Here is a 17,788-nt window from a genome sequence, read left to right on the forward strand (position 1 = left end):
CCCGCCTCCCCGCGAGCCGTCAGAAACGGCGGGCGCGGCGCACGATGGGCCGCAACTTTCGACGGGTCGCGGCGGGAGCGAGCCCCAGCGAGCGGGGCGAGCGGCGCGAGCCACCCGCTTACCGCGACCCGTCAGAAACGGCGGTTGCGGCGCACGATGGGCCGCAACTTTCGACGGGTCGCGGCGGGAGCGAGCCCCAGCGAACGGCGCGAGCGGCGCGAGCGGCGCGAGTCACCCCGATTACCGTGACCCGTCAGAAACGGCGGGCGCGGCGCACGACAGGCCGCAATTCTTGACGGGTCGCGGCGCAGCGGAACGTCATCCTCGCGGAGGACGGCGATACACCCCGCGGTCGATGTCGACGCGGCATCCGATTCCTAGCGTCGAGGTATGAGCAAATCGGCGGCGTTCCTCCTCTCGATCGGCGGCACGGTCCTCGTCATCGCGCTGCTCCTCGCCGCCTTCGTCACCGCCGCCGCGGCGGCGCTGCTGATCTTCGGCGGGCCGATGCTCGACAGCATGTGAGCCGAACCCCGCGATAGCCTGGCGCCGTGCGCGAGTCAGCCGTTCCCATCCTGCTGAGCCGCGATCTGCGGCGAACACTGCGGTTCTACGAGGCCCTCGGCTTCGAAGACCGGGGTTCGCGGCCTCCCGAGGAGTGGCACTACCTGATCCTTGCGCGCGGTGACATCGCGCTGCACTTCTCCGAGGACCCCGAGCTCGACCCGCTCACCACGGCGTCGATGTGCTATCTCTACGTCGACGATGCGCAGGAGCCTGTACGAGCAGTGGCGCGCGCACGTCGTTCCGGACGCCACGAGCGGCCACCGCATCACGTCGCCCACCGGCACCGAGTACGGCCTGGTCGAGTTCGCGCTCGTCGACCCCGACGGCAACCTGGTCAGAGTCGGTTCGCCGCGTCCCGCGTGACGGGATCAGCTGCTGCGAGCCCCCGACCCGACGACGAACCCCCCGATTCTCCTCGCGTTCGCCGCGCGGATCGATACGCTGGGCCGGGACTGGGGAAGACGGTTTCAGGATCGGGGATGACGTGACGACGACGATGACGGAGCAGAGGCAGGACGTCCGCGTGCGGGTCGCGCGGGCCTGGTACGGCGCGATCGCGGTGGTCGTCGCCATCGCCTTGGTGATCCAGATCGTGTTGATCCTCGTGGGAGGGCAGGACGCGAATTCCGGGTCGAATGCGACCGGGCCGATCGGCACACGCCTGGTCAGGCTGTTCAGCTTCTTCACGATCCAGAGCAACCTGTTCGTGCTCGGGACGTCGATCGCGCTGATGCTGAACGTCCACCGCGACGGCAAGGTCTGGCGGGTGCTCCGCATGGATGCTCTGCTCGGCATCATCATCACCGGTCTCGTCTACGAGACCGTCCTCGCTCGCCTCGTCGACCCGCAGGGTTGGGCGCTCGTCGCGACGATCGGCTTCCACTACATCGCACCATGGGCCACCCTCATCGGGTGGCTGATCTTCGGGCCGCGGCCGCGGATCTCGTGGATGACGACGCTCCTGGCCTTCATCTGGCCGGTGCTGTGGCTGGTGTACACCTTCATCCACGGCGCGGTCACCGGGTGGTACCCGTACCCCTTCCTCGACGTCACCGAGATCGGGCTCACCGCATCGATCCTCAACTCGTTGGTCGTTCTCGCGATCGGCATCGTGCTGGCGATCATCCTCACCCTGATCGATCACCGCCTGCCGTCGCTGGTCCGCGGGCGGGCGGCGGACATTCGTGAATGAGTCACGAGTCCTGCACGTGCGGGGCGAGATCTTCGAGTGGAGCCTGCGGGACGGTGCGAATCAGTTCGCCTGGCTGAGCGGCCCGAACAAGGGGTACGGCTTCGCCATCGGACGCACCGACAGCGCTCCGCTCGCCGAGGTCGAAGCCCGCGACCACGTCGAGGCGTTCCTCACCGAGATCGATCCCGAGACGGGATACCTGCGCGACTGAGCCGCGCGGCGTTCTCCTCGATCGCCCGGCTCGCGCGGATTCTCCGCCTTCCGCGGATGGATTCGACTGGATGATCCGCGTGAGCGCGAATCCCCGCAGGAAGGAAGAGTTCAGACCCGGAGCGCTGCGCCGGGGATCGCCTCGTAGCTCTGCCCGTGCGTGCCGACGAGCGCGAGGGGTTCGCCGTTCACCGCGAGGATGTTGCGCCCACCGGCATCCAATCCCGCCTTCGCAGTGATCTCGGGGAAGACGTCCGACCCTTCGTTGCTCACCCAGGTGACGTGGTCCAGGCTGCGCATGAGGTCGGCGAAGGCGGCCCGACCCTCGGGATCGAGGTACATCACGACCGAGCTGTGATAGACGACCACGCGCGCGCCGCGCGGCGCTCGCGCGGCGAGATCGGGAACGAGCTCGAGGATGTCACCCTGCTCGAGGAGCGGCGGATCGGCCGCGGCGATCGCCGCTGCGGCGTCCAGGCGCCGGCGACGGTGGTCGTGCTCGGGCCAGATGAGCGACTCGAGCCACTCGAGGGCGGAGGGATCGCTGATGTCGAGCGGATTGAGGTCGATGCCCGCCCGCCAGGCGACCCTCGGCAGCTTCTCGGGAACGCTCGCCGCGTCGATCGCGCATTCCAGGATGGCGTTGCTCGGCCCATCGGCAGGATGAAGCTCGCGGATCCCGGCGCCGGTGTCGTAGCGGTAGCTGTACCGATCGGGGTAGAGGGTGAGCCCCGCTGAGGCGCCGGCCTCGATGAGGGCAAGGGGACCAGACAGCCGCGAGAGCACGGGAAGGAGCACCGCGCAACGTCCCGCCTCATTCGTCTGCGTCGCTCGCGCGAGAGCCTCCCTGCGGAGCCTCGGCCAGTTGGTGAGCATCCAGTCTCGAAGCGGCGGAAACGAACCGATCGGCGCGCCGAGCAGACGCGCGCACGCGAAGATCAGATGCGGCTGCTGCTTGCGCCGCGGCAGCTCGGCGAGGAGCGCGAGGATTTCAGGGTCATCCGCGATCGCGCGCGCCCATTCCTCGTATATGGCCGATGTGCCTCGGGCTTCGAGGTCGGCGAATCGTCGGTAACCGGCGGCGATGCGGTCGAGGTGGGGCGCGGGGGCGTGCATGCCGGAACGCTACCAAGCTCGGTGGGCCGCCTTCCGTCATCCTGTCCCACGTTCGCGAGGAGTTTCGGCCTTCGCACGGATGGATTCACCCTGAGCGATCCGCACAAGCGTGGATATCCGCAGGGAGGCGAAAGTAGGGGGCGGCTCACGACGCCACCTCGCGCCGAGCGACTCCTGACGATCCGTCTCCGTTACGCGCTGCCGGCGATCCTCGCGATGTCGCTGATCGCGATGCTCGTCACTGCGCACGCCGTCGGCGCGGTCGAGAGCTCGAGCGTGTTGCTCCTCGAACGCCTCGACCAGATCGCCGAGATCGACCACCTCAATCCCTGACGTCGGCGATCACCCGGTCGATCCACTCGCGACGCTCGAGAGAAGCGATATCGCTGCGCTCGAACCATCCGATCTCTGTCAGCTCGACGCCGTCGGGCGTCGGCGGTGTCCGGAGCACGCACTCGTAGGCGGTCGTCACATAGCCCACGCGGTCGCCGTTCGGGTAGGTGACCACGAGCGGCTCTCCCCCGTACACGCCGATGATGCCGGCGATGTCGATCTCCGCGCCGAGCTCCTCACGGACCTCCCGCGCAACCGCATCGGCGGGTTCCTCGCCAGGCTCGACGGCTCCGCCGACGAGACTCCAGGCTCCGGAGTGCGCGTGCCGGGCGAGCAGCATCCGGTCACCCTCTCGGATGACGGCGGTGACGCCCGGCAGAAGGAGCAGATCGTGACCGATCCGCGAACGGAGGGATCGGATGTACTCGGATGCCGGCACGAGACCATGCTCGCAGGTGCCGTGCCCGATTCGGTCGTCGAGCGAGCGAAGCGAGACGAAGCCGATTCCCCTTCGTTTCGTCTCGTCGCTGCGCTCCTCGCTCAACGACCGGCCAGGCTCCGTAGCGCGGCTCAGCCGAGCCGCTCGATGATCGTCGCGTTGGCCATGCCGCCGCCCTCGCACATGGTCTGCAGCCCGTAGCGACCGCCGGTCGCCTCGAGATACGCCAGCATCGTTCCCAGGAGCCGGGTGCCCGACGCTCCGACCGCGTGCCCGAGAGCGATCGCTCCGCCCCGCGGGTTCAGTTTCGCCGGGTCGGCGCCGATCTCGGCCAGCCACGCCAGCGGCACCGACGCGAACGCCTCGTTCACCTCGTACGCGTCCATGTCACCGATCGACAGCCCCGAGCGCTCGAGGATCCGCCGCGTCGCCGGAATCGGACCGGTCAGCATCATCAGCGGGTCATCCCCGACCACCGCGAACGAGTGGAACCGCGCACGCGGGGTAAGCCCGAGCGCGAGCGCCCGCTCCTCGCTCATGATCAGCACCGCCGACGCGGCATCGGTCAGCGGCGACGAGTTGCCCGCGGTGATGTGCCAGGACAGCTCCGGGAAGCGCTCCGCCGCCTCATCGGTGCGGAAAGCCGGCGCGAGCCCCGCGAGCGTCTCGGGTGTCGTCCCCGCGCGCACCGTCTCATCCGTCACCGTCTCGACGCCCTCGACCGGGATCACCTGCGATGCGAACCGCTCGTCCGCCCACGCCTCCGCCGCACGGCGGTGCGATTCCGCGGCGAACCCATCCAGCTCCTCGCGCGACAGCCCCCACTTCTGCGCGATCAGTTCCGCCGACACTCCCTGGTTCACGAGCCCCTCGGGATACCGGGCTCGCAGACCGGATGCCACGGATCCGCCCCGCCGCGACGACCCGAGCGGCACCCGGCTCATCGACTCCACTCCGCCGGCGATGACGATGTCGTACGCCCCGGCGATCACACCCTGCGCGGCGAAGTGGGCCGCCTGCTGGCTCGACCCGCACTGCCGGTCGATCGTCGTCGCCGGCACCGACTCGTCGAATCCCGCCGCGAGCACCGCCTGACGGGCGACGTTCATCGCCTGGTCGCCGATCTGGCTCACGCATCCGAGGATCACGTCGTCGACCTGCGCCGACTCCAGCCCGTTCCGATCGAGGAGGCCCCCCAGCATGCCGGCGGCCAGATCCACCGGATGCACTCCGGAGAGCGCACCTCCCGGCTTCCCGCGCCCGGCGATGGTGCGCACCGCATCGACGATCACCGCGGAGGTCACAGAGCCAGCCTCCGATCGGGGGTCGCATACGAGCTCCGCTGCTCGATCACCGCGAGAGTGCATCGGGAGATGCACACGAGCCGGTCGGCGTCGTCCACGATCCGGATCTCCCACACCTGCGCGCGGCGCCCGAGGTGCACCGGCGACGCGGTGGCGGTCACCCACCCCGACGGCACCGGACGCAGATTGGCGTTGATCTCCTGGCCCACCACGTGGAACTTCTCGCGGTCGACGGCGAGGTACCCGGCCCACGACGCCAGCGTCTCGGCGACGGCCACCGACGCTCCGCCGTGCAGCACGCCCGCCGGCTGCACCGTGCGGTGGTCCACCGGCATGCGCCCGACCAGCGCGTCATCGCGCATTTCGACGATCTCGATGCCGAGGTTCTCGATCATCGTGCCCGCGGCCATCGCCTCGAGGTCGACCGCGGCCACATCGCCGAACCAGACGCTCACCCGGCCGACTCCTCCGGACGGTCGGCGGCGGCCAGAACGGCCTCGTCGGGCACGTAGCCCTCGACGTGCCGCTCGTCAGGGCCGTTGTACTCGGACAGCGGCCGGATGAGTGCGTTGGCGCCGAGCTGCTCGATGACGTGAGCCGTCCACCCGACGATCCGCGCCGCGACGAACAGCGGCGTGAAGGTGAGGGTGTCGAAGCCCATGAGGTTGTAAGCAGGTCCCGACGGGTAGTCGAGGTTCGGGTAGATCCCCTTGCGTGAGACGAACTCCGACTCGAGCGTCTCGTAGAGCTCGAGCACGTCGGGGCGGTCGTAGTGCGCGACGAGGGTGTCGAGCGCCGCCTTCATCGTCGGCACCCGCGAGTCGCCGCGCTTGTAGACGCGGTGCCCGAAGCCCATGATCTTGCGCTTCTCGGCGAGCGCGGCGTCCAGCCACGGCGCGACGTTCTCGGCCTCGCCGATCTCGTCGAAGATGTGCAGCACGGCCTCGTTCGCCCCGCCGTGGAGGGGTCCCTTCAGGGCGCCGACGGCGCCGACGACGGCCGAGTACAGGTCGCTGAGCGTCGAGGCGATGACCCGGGCGGTGAAGGTCGAGGCGTTGAAGGAGTGCTCGGCGTAGAGGATCATCGACCGGTTGAACGCGTCGACCACGACCGGGTCGGCTTCCTCGCCGAAGGTCATCCAGAGGAAGTTCGCCGCGTAGTCGAGGTCATCCCGCGGCGCGACGGGCTGCTGACCCCGCCGGCGCCGCTGACCGTAGGCGACGATGGCCGGCAGGACGGAGAAGAGACGGATGCTGCGGGCGAGGTTCTCCTCGGCGCTGCCGCTCGCGTCGAGGACCGAGCCGGTCCCGGCGAGATCTCGGGCACCGACGAGGCTGAGGGCGGTGCGCACCTCGTCCATCGGGTGGGCGTCGAGCGGCACGAGGTCGATCGCGGCCCGCACGTCGGCGGGAAGCGCGCGGTAGGAGCGCTCGGTCGCGCGCAGCTTCGCCAGCTCCAGGTCGGTCGGCAGTTCGCCGTTCCACAGCAGCAGCGCCACCGCCTCGAACGGCTGGGTCGCGGCGAGCTCCTGCACGGGGTAGCCCCGGTACAGCAGCGAGTTCGTGTCTGGGTTGACCTTCGAGACCGCCGTGTAGTCCACGACGACGCCGGCGAGGCCCTTCTTGATGTCGGTCACGCGATCTCCTATCGGTCGATCTGGAAGGTGAAGACGTCCTGATCGAAGTGGGCGTACTGCTCGTAGTCGATGAGGTCGTACAGGTCGGCGCGGTGCTGCATCTCGCCGAGCTTCGAGGTGAGGTGGCCCTCGTCCACGAGCGTATCGAGGGCGCGCGACGCCGACCCCATCGCGATCCGCAGCAGCGACACCGGCCAGATGACGATGTTCACACCGACGTCCCGCAGCTGCGACACCGAGAAGAGGTCGCTCTTGCCGAACTCGGTCATGTTCGCCAGGATCGGCACGTCGATGGCCCGCCGCACCGCCTCGAACTCCGACAGGTCGCGCATCGCCTCGGGGAAGATCGCGTCGGCTCCGGCGTCGACCAGGGCGCGGGCGCGATCGACGGCGGCATCGAGACCGTCGACGGCACGGATGTCGGTGCGCGCCATGATCAGGAAGTCGGGGTCGCGCCGCGCGTCCACCGCTGCGCGGATCCGCTTGATCGCCGTGTCCTCGTCGACGACCGACTTGCCGTCGAGGTGGCCGCACCGCTTGGGGTTGACCTGATCTTCGATGTGCGTGCCGGCGATTCCGGCGTCCTCGAGGGTCTGGATGGTGCGGGCGACGTTCATCGGCTCACCGAACCCGGTGTCGGCGTCGATGAGTGTCGGCAGGTCGGTCATGCGCGCAATCTGCTGGCCGCGACCGGCCACCTCGGGGAGAGTCGTGAGCCCGATGTCGGGAAGCCCGAGGTCGGCCGAGAGCACTGCCCCGGAGATGTAGACGCCCTCGAAGCCCTTCCGCTCGATGAGGCGTGCCGATAGCGGGTTGAAGGCGCCGGGGAACCGCAGCAGCTCACCCGAGGCCAGCCGCTCACGGAACACCCGGCGCTTCTCATGCGCGGGAACGGTCGAGTACAGCATCAGCGGCCGACCCCCCGTGCGCTCCGGCGGGGATCCTCGCCCACACGCCGCGCCGCGGCCTCCGTCCGCGGCGTGTCGGCCCCGCGACCCGCCGTTACGAACGCCGGCACGCGCGACACACGCATCAGAACAGACCCTTCGGCGCCGGCGCGGTGGCCAGAACTCCGGGCTTCGCGACGATCGACAGCTGCCGCACCTCGTCGGCGGTGAGCTCGGGCAGACGCTCCGCGAGAGAGAGGAAGCGCTCGACCTCCTCCGGCGCGAGGACCGGCTCGGCGAGAAGCCGGAACTTCCGCACGTAGTCCTCGCGCACGAAGGGGCGCGCCCCGAGCGGATGCGCGTCGGCGACGGCGATCTCGTCCTCGATCACCGTGCCGTCGGTCAACGAGATCACCACGCGCCCGCCGAACGCCTTCTCGTTCGGGTCGTCGGAGTGGTACCGGCGGGTCCACTCGGCGTCCTCGGCCGTGGTGATCTTCCGCCACAGCTCGACCGTGTCGGCGCGCCCCGCCCGCTCGCGCGTGTACGAGTCGACGTGGTGCCACCCGCCGTCCTGCAGCGCGACGGCGAAGATGTACGGGATGGAGTGATCGAGGGTCTCGCGCGACGCGGTGGGGTCGTACTTCTGCGGGTCGTTCGCACCCGACCCGATCACGTAGTGCGTGTGGTGAGAGGTGTGGAGCACGATCGACTCCACCTGCGCCGGATCCACGAGAACCGGGTGCTCCCCGTGAAGCTTCCGCGCCAGATCGATCCAGGCCTGCGCCTGGTACTCGGCCGAATGCTCCTTCGTGTACGAATCCAGGATCGCCCGCTTCGGCTCCCCCGCGGCCGGAAGCGGCACGTCGTACGACGCCTCAGGGCCGTCGAGCATCCACGCGACCACACCGTCCTCGCCCTCGTAGATCGGCGAAGGCGACGTCTCGCCGCGCATCGCACGGTCGACCGCTTCGACGGCCATCTTCCCGGCGAACGCCGGCGCGTGAGCCTTCCACGTCGAGATCTCGCCCTTCCGCGACTGCCGAGTGGCCGTCGTGATGTGCAGAGCCTGGCCGACGGCCTGGTAGATCGTCTCGACGGGGAGGTTCAGAAGCGTACCGATCCCCGCGGCCGCCGACGGGCCGAGGTGGGCGACGTGGTCGATCTTGTGCTTGTGCAGGCAGATCGCCCGGACGAGATCGATCTGGATCTCGTAGCCCGTGGCGATACCGCGCAGCAGCGCCCGTCCATCCGCCCCCACGTGCTGGGCGACGGCGAGGATCGGCGGGATGTTGTCGCCCGGGTGCGAATAGTCGGCGGCGAGGAACGTGTCGTGGTAGTCGAGTTCGCGCACGGCGACTCCGTTCGCCCATGCCGCCCATTCGGGGCTCGTGCGGCGCTCGAGCGCGCACCCGAAGATCGTCGCGCCCTCGCCGCCGACCGACACGGCGTGGTCGAGCGCCTGCTGCCGCGCGGCGCTGACCGGCGCCCGAGTGAGGGATGCCGCCGCGACAGCGGCGTTGTCGATGATGCGGTTGATGACCATGTCGGTCGTGTCGGCGTCGACGTCGACGGGGTCGGCGGCCACCTCGGCGATGTGCCAGGCGAGCTGTCCCTCGCGCGCGAGGTGCTCATCGCTGCGGTGGACGCGCAGGTGGTGCGTGACGGTCATGCTGCTCCTTGCTGGGTGCGGGGGGATGCGATCACGTGCGAGAGCGCGTGGTGGAGGTGGACGTGCGTGGCGTGCGCGGCGAGGTCGGCGTCGCCGTCAGCGATGGCCTGCGCGATCAGGCGGTGTTCGGAGACGGATGCCGCCAAGCGGCCGGTGTGCTCTCGTGCGAGCCTACGCACCCGCACCAGGTGCGTGCGAATGGTGCGGAGGGCGGCGGCGAGGTAGTCATTGCCGTGCGCGGCGTCGAGAGCGGCATCGAACCGTGCAATGAGGGCGTAGTACTCCTCGCGCGCCGCTGCGCTGCTGACGTCCACCTCGGCGAAGCTCTCCGCCAGCTCGGCGAACCCGCGACGGAGCTGACTGCGGGCGGCGGCACGGGCCGCGGCCTCCTCGAGGGCACGGCGCACCTCGAACAGCGCGCGGATGTCATCGGAGTCGATGGGTGCGACCACCGTCACGCGCGGAGACTGCTGCACGACGAGCCCGTCGGCCACCAAGCGCGCGAGCGCCTCGCGCAGGGGCGTGCGACTGACGCCGAGGCGCGTGGATTGCTCGACCTCGCCGAGGACGGCACCTGGCGCGAGAACACCCCGCTGGATCTCGTCGAGCAGGGTCGCGTATGCCCGATCGCCTGCCCGCATCGCCGTCACCTCCTCGTCTTCACGGCCATTGTATACATAATAGACGCTTTCCTCTCCTGGCGAGCGACATGATCCCCCTTCGGTATACAAGCCTGTAACCGCAAAATCCTCTTCACAAATTTGTGAATTATGTGTAGCTTCAGCGACATGACAGAGATCATCCGCACCCGAGGACTCGTCAAGCGCTACGGACGCGTCTCAGCGCTCGAGGGACTCGATCTCACGGTGTCCGCCGGTCAGGTCCATGGATTCCTCGGACCGAACGGGGCAGGGAAGTCCACCACCATCCGCATCCTCCTCGGGCTCGCACGCGCCACGACCGGAGACGCGCACGTGCTCGACGGTGATCCGTGGCGCGACGCGGTTCGCCTTCACCGTCGCATCGCCTATGTTCCCGGCGATGTCAGCGTGTGGCCCAACCTCACGGGCGGAGAGGCCATCGACTTCCTCTCCCACCTGCGCGGCGCGGGCCGCCGCGACGCCCGCTATCGCACGGAACGCGAGCGGCTGTGCGAGGCATTCCAGTTCGATCCGCGCAGGAAGGGTCGCACCTACTCGAAGGGCAACCGGCAGAAGATCGCGCTCATCGCCGCCTTCGCCGTGCCTGCGGATCTGTACATCTTCGACGAGCCGACCAGCGGCCTCGACCCACTGATGGAACTGGTCTTCCGAGAGGAGCTTCAACGGGCCCGAGACGCCGGGGCGACGGTGCTGCTCTCCAGCCACATCCTCCCCGAGGTGGAGCAGGTCTGCGACCACGTCTCGATCATCCGCGCCGGACGTGTCGTCGAGTCCGGCACCCTCGCCGAGCTTCGCCATCTCACCCGCACCTCCGTCTCGTTCACCGCCGGTGACGGATCCGTCCCCGCGATCGCGGGCGCGCACGACGTCGAGGTGGCGGGTGGACGCATCCGCCTCTCCCTCGACAGCGATCGGGTGACCGCTGCGCTTCCCGACCTGGCCCGACTGGGCGTCGAGGGTCTGCGCATCGAGCCGCCGAGCCTGGAGGAGCTGTTCCTGCGTCACTACGGTGACCAATCCGTGGGGACGTCGTGATACTCCTTCGCCAACGGCTGCGACGCGACGGCGCGCAGCTGCTGGTGTGGATCGTCGCGACCGCCGCCCTGTGCTTCTCGGCCACGGCGGGCGTCAGCGAAGCGTTTGCCATCGAATCCGAACGGCAAACGCTCCTCGCCGTCGCGTTGGCGAATCCCGCCATCCTTCTCTTCCGCGGACTGCCGTCCGGGGCGAGCGAAGGTGCATTCCTCGTGTTCACGATCCTCCCGTTCCTCGTGCTCCTCGGCGCGCTGATGGCGAGCTTCCTCGCGGTACGCCACGTGCGCGCCGAGGAGGAGTCGGGCCGCGCCGACGCGGTGTCCGCGACCCCGGCCGGTCGGCGCGCGCCCTTCGTCGCGACCGTCGTCCACGGGGTCATCGCCAGCGTGCTCCTGGGCGTCGCCGCCGCAGTCGCTTTCATCGTGGCGGGTCTCGAGGCGGGCGGCAGCATCGCAATCGGGGCTGCCATCGCGGCCTCGACGGCCGTGTTCCTCGGGATCGGTCTCGTCGCGGCGCAGCTGTTCCGAAGCTCTCGCGCCGCCAACTCCTTCTCGGTCGGGGTGATCCTCGTCACCTTCCTCGTCGCGGGGATCGGCAACGCGCTCGGCACGCCGTCGGACGACCTCACCCGGATGGAGAGCTCCGGGCTCGCCTGGCTGTCACCCTTCGCCTGGGCCGAGAATGTGCGACCCTTCGCTGACGACGATCCGGCGCCGATCCTCCTCGCGGTCGGTGTGAGCGCGGTGCTGCTCATCGTCGCCGCCGCCCTCCAGGCCACCCGCGATCTGGGCGCGGGTGTGATCGCTCCGCGCCCGGGCCGCGCCGCGGCATCCGCTCTCCTCTCCCACCCCTTCGGGCTCTCCGTCCGCCTGAGCGCCGGATCCCTGCTCGCCTGGGTGGTGGGCGCTGCCGTCGTGGGCGCCCTCTCCACGTCGCTCGGCGACGTCATCGACGAGATCGCCACACAGAACCCTGCCGTCACCGAGATGCTCGACCGACTCGCCGCACAGGGGTCGATGGATCAGGGACTCGTCATCACCTTCTTCGTGATGGTGGGCACCTTGGCGGCGTGCTTCGGAGTGCAGACGGTGCAGCGGGCTCGTCAGGAGGAGACCCACGGCACGGCCGAGCAGACGCTGGCGACCCCGGTCGCGCGGGCGGAGTGGCTCGGCGCCTTCCTCACGACTGCCCTCGTGGGCGTCGTCGTCATCGTCGCGGCGGCGGTGGCGGCCGCGGCACTGGCCCTCTTCGCGCGCGGCGGCGACACCGCCATCCTCGGTGACGTCGTGGTCGCCGGCATCGGGCAGATCCTCGCCGCGGCGGTGTTCCCCGTCCTGACCGCCGTGATCTTCACCCTCCTCCCGCGCGCGACCACGACGCTGGGGTGGGTGCTGGTGATCGCGGCGGCATCGCTCGCGCTGTTCGGCACGCTGCTGGGCCTCGACGAGGACGTCGTCTCGCTGTCGCCTTTCGCGGCGGCACCCGTGCCGAACGCGGACGGGGTCGCCTGGAACGGAAGCGCCTGGCTCGTCGTGCTCACTGTTGCCGGGGTAGCGTCGTCCGTGATGCTCATGCGACGCAGAGAGGTGGCCACGGGTGGCTGAACCGGACGGACGCCACCCCGGCGTCGAGCGTGCGGAGCGGGCCGCCGCGATGCTCGCCGCCGCCGGCATGCCCCGCATGCCGGCGCGGGTGATGATGGCGCTCGTCGGCTCACCCGACGAGGGGTACTCCGCTGCGGATCTGGCCGCGCGCCTGGGCGTCTCCCCCGCTGCGGTCTCCGGCGCGGTCCGCTACCTCGAGTCGATGCGGATGGTGCACCGCCTCTCGCGGCCCGGCGAACGGATCGCCCGATTCGACCTCATCGACGACGGCTGGCGGTCGATGGTCATCTCCCAGACGCCCATGTACGGGCGCCTCGCCGACGACATCGACGCCATCGCCGACGACAACGGCGACGCGCCGGCCTCCGTCGACCGCGCGCGGGAGATCGCCGGGTTCCTCCGCTACCTCGAGAAGCGGATGCCGGAACTCGTCGTGGAATGGCAGGAAGCGAACGACAGGAGCGCGAGCCGATGACAGACACCGCCACTGCGACCGCGCCCGCGGGCGTCTTCCACGGTGACGGCCTCGCCGGCGGGGCGCGCCGCTGGCGCGGCATCCGCTACGCCCTCTCGACCGCCGGCGACGGCCGGTGGCGACCCTCCGAACCCGCCCCACCATCGCCCGGCCCCGTCGACGCGCGCGCGTTCGGACCCGCGGCTCCTCAGGGGCATACCCCCGCGGTCAAGCTCCCCGCCGACACCCCCACCGACGAGGACTGCCTGACGCTGAACATCTGGAGTCGGGATGCCGCGGGCGACGGCCCCGCGCCGGTGATGGTGTGGCTCCACGGCGGCGCCTACATCTTCGGGGCGAGCAGCCAGGCGATGTACGACGGCGCCGCGCTCGCGCGTGCCGGTGCCGTCGTCGTGACCGTCAACTACCGTATCGGCGCCCTGGGATTCCTCGACCTCACGCGCGTGTTCCCGGGCGAAGGGTTCACTGCGAACCCGGCGCTCGGCGACATCCTGCTGGCACTCCGGTGGGTGAAGCAGAACATCGCCGCGTTCGGTGGTGACCCCGACCGTGTGACGGTCTTCGGCGAGTCGGCCGGCGGGGGGCTCGTCACGACCCTGCTCACCACCCCGGCAGCCGAAGGCCTCTTCTGGCGGGCGATCGCGGAATCGTCGCCGGCGTCGAGCGTCTACGACGCCGACCGCGCCGCGGGGATCGCCGACCGCATGCTCAGCGAGCTGGGCGTCTCCGACGTCACGGGACTCCGAGCGGCCGCCCCGGAGGCGATCGTCGCCGCGCAGATGGCGGTGTTCGCGGCGATCCCGGCGGCTGAGCCCGGCACGATCGCGTTCGCCCCCGTCATCGACGGCGATCTCGTGCCCGAAGCGCCCGCCGCGGTGCTCGCCCGCGGCGACGGACATCCGGTTCCGCTGCTCATCGGCACGAACCGCGACGAGGCGTCGTTGTTCCGCATGATGAAGTCGCCGCTGCTTCCCGTGGACGACGCGTCGATCGACCGCATGATCGCCGATCTGTCCCGCGAGCGACCCGAGCTCGAGGTGCCGTCGCGCGCCGAGGTGCACGCCGCCTACGAGGGCGTGCGCCACCATGCCATCGGCATGGGCATCGCGCGCGACATCGGCTTCCGCATGCCGACGCTCTGGGTCGCCGAGGGCCACAGCCGTCGCGCACCGACCTGGCTGTACCGCTTCGACCACGCCACCCCGATGCTCAAGCTGCTGCGCATCGGGGCGACCCACGGGTCGGAGCTGGCGTACGTCTGGGGTACCTTCGGCGTGAACTCCCCCGACATCACCTTCCGCCTCGGCGGACGGCACGACGCCGAGCGGATCGGCGAGCGCGTGCGCGAGCGCTGGGTGGCGTTCGCCGCAGGCGGGAGTCCGGATGCTACGGACGCCGAGGCCTGGCAGCCCTACGACACCGCCGAGCGGGCGACACTCGTCATCGAGACCGTCGACCGGGTCGTGCCCGACCTCGATCAGAAGCTGCGGGAGAGCTGGGGCGACACCGTTCTGGCCTTCCCCTGAGTGGGGCGCACGCGTGAGCCCGGGTAGCGTATCGGGGTGACCAGCTACACCGTTGCCACCGACGGCGCCTGCAAGGGCAACCCCGGCCCGACCGGCTGGGCGTGGGTCGGCGAGGACGGCCACTGGGCCGCCGGGTCGATCGCGCTCGGCACGAACAACATCGGCGAACTGACCGGCCTCCTCCGCGCGATCGAGGATCACCGCGAGGTCGCCGACCTCATCGTGCAGGCCGACTCGATGTACGCCATCGACACGTACACGAAGTGGATGGACGGCCACCGCCGCCGCGGCTGGAAGACCTCGACCGGCTCGCCGACGAAGAATCGCGACCTCCTCGAGCAGCTGATCGCCGCGCGTGACGCGCGCCGAGCGGCAGGCCTCCCCGATGTCGTGCTTCAGCACGTGCGCGGCCACTCCGGCCACGTGCTCAACGCGTGGGCCGATGAGCGCGCGGTGCGCGCCGCCGAGCACGCCGCCGAGGGCAAGGAGAGCGCCTGGTCGTCCCTGGGCTCGCACCCGAAGCTGGATGTCGCGACGGCGCCGAAGAACGGACGCTGACCGGCCCCGATGCGGCGCGGCGGTTCTAGCCTGGAACCGTGGCAGAGGAGCCCGACCGCCTGCGCTCTGAGGAACGCGCCGAGCTGCGCGCGCTCCAGCGGCGGGCGTACGGACCCGATGCCGACATCCACAGCGACCCCGCGGCGCTCGCCCGGTTGCGCGCGTTGGAGGCGGCCGGGTCGCTGCCGACGCCGCCGCCGGGTGATGACGGTCGCGCCGATGGCCGGTTCACCGACATGCCCGTCGAGGCCGGCGGCGCAGGCGCGACCGGCAGCGCAGGCGGCGACCCGGTCGGGGCCGAACCCGGCGCCGACGCTGCGACAGCAGCATCCGCTCTCCCCCGTCGCGCCACCCGGCGGTCGACCCTGTGGCTCGTCACCGGCGGAGCCGCGCTGGTGGTCGCGGGCAGCGCTTTCGCCGCGTCGACCATCGGGCCGCCGTCGGCGGAGGGGGATGACCTCGCAGCCGTCCGACAGGAGGCCGCCGACGCCGCCGCGGAGCGCCTCGCACGCGACGACGACGCGCCTCATCGGAACCCCTACGAGCTCTACTTCGACGGGAAGCGGGACGAGGTCCTCACCCTGCCGGGCGCGGAGGGCGTCGCATCCCGCGTGGTGTACGACCAGTTCCGGCCCTACGGCACTCTCTACGGTCGCCTCGTCGGGGCGGGGCCGACCGAGGACGACCGGTTCTGCATGATCGTGGAGAGCAGCCCCTCGGCGGTCACGGTCTGCCTCGATCCGGCGATCTGGGGGTTCGCCCCGCTGCCGAAGACCCTCGTCTTCCCCGCGCCGCAGTTCGACGCCGCCTCGCCGGGCGAGGTCGCCTACGTCGGGTACACCCTCGAGGCCGACGGGCAGGTCGTCGCGCGTCCGGGAGTCGATCCCGCGTCGGCATCCGAGCCCGAACCCATCCGCACGGCCGTGCCGGCGCCCGGCACCCAGTAGCCCGTCGTCACGCCGCCCCCGCGCCGCACGCAACCGCGGGTCACGCGACCGACACCCCGGGGAACGGATGCCGCGGCGCGGCGTGTCGCCGATGATCCCCGCGGTTGCGCACGCGCGCAGCGCGCGCAACGCCGGCCCGCGCATCACACCGCGGCGAGCCGGGCCTCCAGGGCGTCGATGGCGGGGCGCTGGCCCTTCACCAGGCGCTCGCGCGCCACGTCGAATCCGACCCACTCGACCCGGTCGACCTCGGGGAACATCGCCTGCTTCCCCGACCGCGGCGGCCACTCCATCTCGAACTCGCCGAACCCCGCCGTCGGGGCGTCGAACCCCGCGCCGTCTCCGACGAACACGGTCACCCGCTTCCCGGACGAATACGGGTAGGTGCCGAGCTCGGCATAGGCCACGTCGGGCGCCGGGATACCCAGTTCCTCGTGGAACTCCCGCCGGGCGGCATCCAGCGGCGCCTCGTCGTCGCCGAACTCGCCCTTCGGGATCGACCACGCGCCGGCATCCTTCTTCGCCCAGTACGGCCCGCCCATGTGGGCGATGAGCACCTCGGGGTGCTCGCCGAGCCGGAAGAGGAGGATGCCGGCGCTGCGCATCAGGTGAGGCGCTTCTTCGGCGACACCCCGTAGGTGTGCTCGGGGTCGGTGAACACCGCACCGCCGAGGGCGGTGTCGATCGCCGACGACGTGTCGGCGTCGAGGGTCACCCCCGAGGCCTTGACCGTGTCGGCGAGCTGCTCGGGGCGCGACGCCCCCACGAGCGCCGCGGCGACGTTGGGATTCTGCAGCACCCAGGCGATCGCGAGCTGCGGCATGGTGAGCCCCGCCTCTTCGGCGATCGGCTTCAGCCGCTGCACGGCCTCGAGCACCTCGTCGCGGAGGAATCCCTTGATGAACTGCGCGCCGCTCTTCTCATCCGTCGCGCGAGACCCCTCGGGCACGGGCTGACCGGGCAGGTACTTCCCGCTCAGCACGCCCTGGGCCATCGGCGACCACACGATCTGCGAGATCCCGAGCTCCTCCGACGCCGGGACGACCTTGCCCTCGATGACCCGCCAGAGCATCGAATACTGCGGCTGGTTCGAGATGAGCTGGATGCCGAGGCTCTTCGCCAGGGCGTGGCCCTCGCGCAGCTGCTCGGCGGTCCACTCCGAGACGCCGATGTACAGGGCCTTGCCCTGTCGCACGACGTCGGCGAATGCCTGGAAGGTCTCCTCCAGGGGCGTTTCGTAATCGAAACGATGCGCCTGGTAAAGATCGACGTAGTCGGTGCCGAGGCGCTTCAGCGACCCGTTGATCGACTCCATGATGTGCTTGCGGCTGAGCCCGGTGTCGTTGGGGCCCCCGGGCCCGGTCGGGAAGTACACCTTGGTGAAGATCTCCAGCGACTCCCGACGCTGACCCTCCAGCGCCTTGCCGAGCACCACCTCGGCGGCGGTGTTGGCATAGGTGTCGGCGGTGTCGAAGGTGGTGATGCCGGCGTCGAGTGCGGCGTGCACCGTCTTCACCGCGGCATCGTCCTCGACCTGCGAGGCATGTGTCACCCAGTTGCCGTAGGTGATCTCCGAGACCTTCAGTCCGCTGTTTCCGAGATAGCGATATGCGACCACGTGGGTC

Annotated in this window: 20 protein-coding genes; 10 read left to right on the top strand and 10 right to left on the bottom strand. The window is 70.3% G+C overall.

All coding sequences use genetic code 11. The annotated features are described in order from the left end of the window. The first annotated feature begins 390 nt into the window (after positions 1-390). From QSU92_RS06320 to QSU92_RS06335, 4 genes are all read left to right on the top strand, one after another. Positions 391-525 (top strand): hypothetical protein, encoded by a 135-nt coding sequence (locus tag QSU92_RS06320; RefSeq protein ID WP_289265324.1) that lies wholly within the window; start codon positions 391-393, stop codon positions 523-525. 240 nt (positions 526-765) lie between these two features. Next, positions 766-930, top strand: coding sequence for a VOC family protein (locus QSU92_RS06325; RefSeq protein WP_289265325.1), 165 nt, complete (start codon positions 766-768; stop codon positions 928-930). A 121-nt stretch (positions 931-1,051) separates the two neighbouring features. After that, entirely contained in the window at positions 1,052-1,759 is a 708-nt protein-coding gene (locus QSU92_RS06330; protein WP_289265326.1) for a Pr6Pr family membrane protein, read from the top strand. Next, positions 1,752-1,970: a hypothetical protein gene (locus QSU92_RS06335; RefSeq protein ID WP_289265327.1), complete on the top strand. Its 219-nt coding sequence runs from the start codon at positions 1,752-1,754 to the stop codon at positions 1,968-1,970. Before QSU92_RS06330 ends, QSU92_RS06335 begins: the two co-directional genes overlap by 8 nt. A 110-nt stretch (positions 1,971-2,080) precedes the next feature. On the opposite strand, the gene QSU92_RS06340 is transcribed toward QSU92_RS06335, so the two are convergent. The 8 genes from QSU92_RS06340 to QSU92_RS06375 form a co-directional block, all read right to left on the bottom strand. Further along, entirely contained in the window at positions 2,081-3,085 is a 1,005-nt protein-coding gene (locus QSU92_RS06340; protein WP_289265328.1) for a DUF2332 domain-containing protein, read from the bottom strand. A 322-nt stretch (positions 3,086-3,407) separates the two neighbouring features. Continuing rightward, complete coding sequence (locus QSU92_RS06345; RefSeq protein WP_289265329.1) at positions 3,408-3,857, bottom strand: NUDIX domain-containing protein; 450 nt, start codon at positions 3,855-3,857, stop codon at positions 3,408-3,410. Between the two features lie 131 nt (positions 3,858-3,988). Continuing rightward, on the bottom strand, positions 3,989-5,161 hold the full coding sequence (locus tag QSU92_RS06350) for a thiolase family protein (protein WP_289265330.1): 1,173 nt from the start codon (positions 5,159-5,161) through the stop codon (positions 3,989-3,991). After that, positions 5,158-5,616 carry a hotdog fold thioesterase gene (locus tag QSU92_RS06355; RefSeq protein ID WP_289265331.1) on the bottom strand — a complete coding sequence of 153 codons (459 nt, stop codon included), beginning with the start codon at positions 5,614-5,616 and terminating at the stop codon, positions 5,158-5,160. The genes QSU92_RS06350 and QSU92_RS06355 overlap by 4 nt, the downstream gene beginning before the upstream one ends. After that, on the bottom strand, positions 5,613-6,797 hold the full coding sequence (locus tag QSU92_RS06360; RefSeq protein ID WP_289265332.1) for a bifunctional 2-methylcitrate synthase/citrate synthase: 1,185 nt from the start codon (positions 6,795-6,797) through the stop codon (positions 5,613-5,615). The genes QSU92_RS06355 and QSU92_RS06360 overlap by 4 nt, the downstream gene beginning before the upstream one ends. 8 nt (positions 6,798-6,805) lie before the next feature. Continuing rightward, positions 6,806-7,705 carry a methylisocitrate lyase gene (gene prpB, locus QSU92_RS06365; protein ID WP_289265333.1) on the bottom strand — a complete coding sequence of 300 codons (900 nt, stop codon included), beginning with the start codon at positions 7,703-7,705 and terminating at the stop codon, positions 6,806-6,808. Positions 7,706-7,829: 124 nt separating this feature from the next. Further along, complete coding sequence (locus tag QSU92_RS06370; protein ID WP_289265334.1) at positions 7,830-9,356, bottom strand: MmgE/PrpD family protein; 1,527 nt, start codon at positions 9,354-9,356, stop codon at positions 7,830-7,832. Continuing rightward, the gene (locus QSU92_RS06375) at positions 9,353-9,997 is read right to left on the bottom strand and encodes a GntR family transcriptional regulator (protein WP_289265335.1); all 645 of its coding nucleotides are present in this window, start codon (positions 9,995-9,997) and stop codon (positions 9,353-9,355) included. The genes QSU92_RS06370 and QSU92_RS06375 overlap by 4 nt, the downstream gene beginning before the upstream one ends. A 147-nt stretch (positions 9,998-10,144) precedes the next feature. Here QSU92_RS06375 and QSU92_RS06380 point away from each other — a divergent pair, with 147 nt between their 5' ends. From QSU92_RS06380 to QSU92_RS06405, 6 genes are read left to right on the top strand one after another with little or no spacing between them, the layout of a single operon-like run. Continuing rightward, positions 10,145-11,053: an ABC transporter ATP-binding protein gene (locus QSU92_RS06380; protein WP_289265336.1), complete on the top strand. Its 909-nt coding sequence runs from the start codon at positions 10,145-10,147 to the stop codon at positions 11,051-11,053. Then, positions 11,050-12,657, top strand: coding sequence for an ABC transporter permease (locus QSU92_RS06385; RefSeq protein ID WP_289265337.1), 1,608 nt, complete (start codon positions 11,050-11,052; stop codon positions 12,655-12,657). Before QSU92_RS06380 ends, QSU92_RS06385 begins: the two co-directional genes overlap by 4 nt. Then, entirely contained in the window at positions 12,650-13,132 is a 483-nt protein-coding gene (locus QSU92_RS06390) for a GbsR/MarR family transcriptional regulator (protein ID WP_289265339.1), read from the top strand. The genes QSU92_RS06385 and QSU92_RS06390 overlap by 8 nt, the downstream gene beginning before the upstream one ends. Then, the gene (locus QSU92_RS06395) at positions 13,129-14,658 is read left to right on the top strand and encodes a carboxylesterase/lipase family protein (protein WP_289265340.1); all 1,530 of its coding nucleotides are present in this window, start codon (positions 13,129-13,131) and stop codon (positions 14,656-14,658) included. Before QSU92_RS06390 ends, QSU92_RS06395 begins: the two co-directional genes overlap by 4 nt. A 36-nt stretch (positions 14,659-14,694) precedes the next feature. Beyond that, on the top strand, positions 14,695-15,216 hold the full coding sequence (locus QSU92_RS06400) for a ribonuclease H family protein (RefSeq protein WP_289265341.1): 522 nt from the start codon (positions 14,695-14,697) through the stop codon (positions 15,214-15,216). Positions 15,217-15,254: 38 nt separating this feature from the next. After that, on the top strand, positions 15,255-16,163 hold the full coding sequence (locus tag QSU92_RS06405; protein WP_289265342.1) for a hypothetical protein: 909 nt from the start codon (positions 15,255-15,257) through the stop codon (positions 16,161-16,163). 143 nt (positions 16,164-16,306) lie between these two features. Here the strand turns inward: QSU92_RS06405 and QSU92_RS06410 are convergent, their stop codons facing one another. Then, complete coding sequence (locus QSU92_RS06410; RefSeq protein WP_289265343.1) at positions 16,307-16,768, bottom strand: NUDIX hydrolase; 462 nt, start codon at positions 16,766-16,768, stop codon at positions 16,307-16,309. Beyond that, complete coding sequence (locus QSU92_RS06415) at positions 16,768-17,781, bottom strand: aldo/keto reductase family protein (RefSeq protein WP_289265344.1); 1,014 nt, start codon at positions 17,779-17,781, stop codon at positions 16,768-16,770. The genes QSU92_RS06410 and QSU92_RS06415 overlap by 1 nt, the downstream gene beginning before the upstream one ends. Positions 17,782-17,788 lie beyond the last annotated feature (7 nt).

The sequence above is a fragment of the Microbacterium sp. ET2 genome (assembly GCF_030347395.1).
GTDB classification, from domain to species: Bacteria; Actinomycetota; Actinomycetes; order Actinomycetales; family Microbacteriaceae; genus Microbacterium; species Microbacterium albipurpureum.